Annotated in this window: 2 protein-coding genes; both read right to left on the bottom strand. The window is 71.2% G+C overall.

Features of this window, described 5'->3' with window-relative positions; all coding sequences use genetic code 11:
* Nucleotides 1–1,803: copper resistance protein CopC/CopD (locus KY462_16875; GenBank protein ID MBW3579372.1), on the bottom strand; the 1,803-nt coding region annotated here is incomplete at its 3' end.
* Nucleotides 1,804–1,845: 42 nt separating this feature from the next.
* Nucleotides 1,846–2,301: a hypothetical protein gene (locus tag KY462_16870; protein ID MBW3579371.1), complete on the bottom strand. Its 456-nt coding sequence runs from the start codon at nucleotides 2,299–2,301 to the stop codon at nucleotides 1,846–1,848.
* Between the last annotated feature and the right edge of the window lie 119 nt (nucleotides 2,302–2,420).

The raw sequence follows: 2,420 nt of genomic DNA, 5'->3' as shown, positions 1-2,420 counted from the left end.
CCCGCGGTTGACGGTCCACGGCTCGTCTCCTTCGCGGCGGTAGGTGATGTCTCCGATGCGGATGGTGGTGCGGCCGTAGGTGTGCACCTCGAATCGCAGTCGGTTGGGGGCCACCAGTGCCGCGTCGGAGCGGATCGGCGGGTCCGCCGGACCGAACGTCTCCTCGTAGCGCAGCGAGTCGAGCTCCTCCATGGCCGCGGCCATCTCCTCGACCAACTCGGTGCCGTCTGGAGCGGGCAGTGCCGGAAGTTCGAACGTGGCCGGTTCCCCGTCCACACCGTCCACGGTGACCTGGATCCGTTCACCTCCGCCGAGGACGAGCGCCGTCCGGCGGCAGGCGACACCGCAGCGTTCCAGCCGGTGCTGTTCGTCGCCGATGTGCAGCGTGGCGTCCATGTCTCCGACGTCCTCGGGTCCGCTGGGTGGCAGGAGGTAGACGAGCACGTCGTTGCGTCCCGGCCGTGCCGGCTGCAACGTGAGTCCGACGACGACGTCACCGGTCGTCCGTGCCAGCGTCAGATCGCCTTGCTGCGGGTAGGCGGGCGAGTCGATCCCTGTGGTCTGGGCGGCGTCCTCGGCAGCCCGCTGCGGCGGGACCGGATAGGCCGCGAGCAGCGCTGCGGCTGCGACCGCCGCGATAGCCAGGACGCTCTCCGTGCGGGGACGTGGGGACCGTCGCCGCCAGGCCCGCCACGACAGCGGCACCATCGCCGCCACCGCCAGGACCTTCAACAACAGCACCTGCCCGTAGGAGGTCGCCCACAGGTCGCGCAGTCCGACCAGCTCCTGGCTACCCCGCAGCGTCCCGGCCGCGATCGTCACCACGAACGCGGGCACCGCCACCGGCGAGAACCGGCCCAACAGCTGCCGTGCGTCATCCCCGGTCCAGCCGCCGGGCGGGGACAGGACGGCCATCGCCAGGATCCCTCCGGCCCACACCCCGGCTGCCCACAGGTGCACCGCGTCCGCCGAGATCCCCCACCAGGCAGGCTCCACCGCTGCGGCGTGACCGGCAGCTGCCAGCCCGCCAAACGCGCCCGCTGCACCAGCGGCCACCAGCCAACCGACGCCGGAGAAGGCCGCAGCGACCGCCACCACCTCTGCCGCCAAGCGCACCAACCGCGGGGCACCGGGCTCCGCCGACAGGTAGCCGACCACCGCATCCCACGACGGCGACGGTGCAGCCAGCATCGCCTCGCCACCCACCACGGCGAGCCCGGCCATCAACGCGACGACGGCCACCAGCCGACGCCGACGCGGACGTACCCAGCCCAACGGTGGATCGCGGCGTCCCAACCGGGCGACCACGAACATGCCGATCAGAACCAGCAGCGCCACGTACTCCACGGCGCGGCCCACCGCCAGCACCACGTCGGAGGTCCCCGGCTCCACGTCGGTTACTGGCTCGACCTCCTCCGGGGTGACCCCAACCCCGAACCGGAACCTGCCTCGCAACGTGTGACCGTCCAGCGGTGAGACCGTCTTCCACTCGACCAGGTACACACCCTGCGCGGTGGTATCCAGCGACGCCGACATCTTCCGGTCCCCGGCCGACGTGCGCTCCCACACCCGCCCGTCGGGATCGGTCACCCGCAACGACGACAGATCAAGGTTCAACGGCTCGGAGAACCGCACCGTCACCGCCCCCGGCGCGGCCGCGAGCTGCGTGCCCGGCTCAGGCGTCGATGACGTGAACGCCGCGTGCGCGGACGCCGGGGAGGCCGCGACCAGCAGCAGCACCACTGCGGTGCCAGCCGCCGCGATCGCCGCGAAGAGGCAGCGGGTGACACGGACCCTGAGCACGGGGAACCCTGTGGCGCGGGAGGTAGGATGCGGCCGTTCATCCTACCTGCGTGTAGTACGACGTCCCGACGGGTCCCCAGTGGAACTGTTCGCGCTCACCGCGCTGGCGCTGGTCGCCGGCGTGATCACCCACAAGAAGATATTCAAGGACTTCTTCATGCTGCGCTGGCGCGGCAGGTGGGTCAGCGCCGCGAACATCGACCGGCCGCCCGACACGCCGGCGAGCTGCCGCAGGCGCATCTGCAGCAGCCCGACGACGTCGGCGGTGGGCACGAACGGGTCGGTGACGACTCGACCGTCGGCTAGCTCCAGCGCGGCGCGAGCCACTCCGTCGACCTCGGCGATCAAGGCCGGGCCGTGGATAGGGGGCTGGTGGTGGCGGGCGGCGACCCGGATGAGTTGGTCGGTGTCGCCGGGGGTGGCGTGGCGGATGAGTACGGCGTCGGGGTAGGGCATGACGGTGCGCTGGCTGCTCCGTGTCGGGGAGTCGGTTGTCACAGCGCACCCTTCACCCCACGCGTACGTACGCCTATGGAGGTAACGCGTGTCTTGAGGTACGGCCAACCGCCCTTGGGGTGGCTGACGCGCTCGATCCAGCGCGTCGAGTGCATCGCTGA

The sequence above is a fragment of the Actinomycetota bacterium genome (assembly GCA_019347675.1).
Taxonomy (GTDB): domain Bacteria; phylum Actinomycetota; class Nitriliruptoria; order Nitriliruptorales; family JAHWKO01; genus JAHWKW01.
Note: the sequence above shows the minus strand (reverse complement) of the source record. Positions and strands in the feature narration are given on the sequence as shown.